The sequence below is a fragment of the Flagellimonas flava genome, from assembly GCF_050617915.1.
Taxonomy (GTDB): domain Bacteria; phylum Bacteroidota; class Bacteroidia; order Flavobacteriales; family Flavobacteriaceae; genus Flagellimonas; species Flagellimonas flava_A.
Map to the genome: position 1 here is coordinate 1 of NZ_JBODQE010000220.1, position 232 is coordinate 232.

The 232-nt window shown below is 42.2% G+C and carries 1 protein-coding gene; it reads right to left on the bottom strand.

Features of this window, described 5'->3' with window-relative positions:
* A partial coding sequence (locus tag ACRHOZ_RS21600) for an ATP-binding cassette domain-containing protein (protein WP_431130480.1) occupies positions 1 to 232 on the bottom strand: 232 nt, incomplete at both ends.

The following is a 232-nucleotide window of genomic DNA, read 5'->3' on the forward strand; positions in this document are numbered from 1 at the left end:
ATGTACGCCTATTTGTTTGGCAGCGTTTTCAATCTGTTCCAAGTTCACTGTTTCATCCCGCAGGGAAATGTTATTGGCTTTGGAATCCGCAAACTGAAATACATCTTGAAGCACAATGACAATGTGCGAGCGCAAGGATTTTAGGGTATAGTCCTTAATGTTGTGATCGTCGACCAAGATCTCCTCTGAGTTGATATCGTAAAAACGATTGAGCAGGTTGATGATCGTGGAT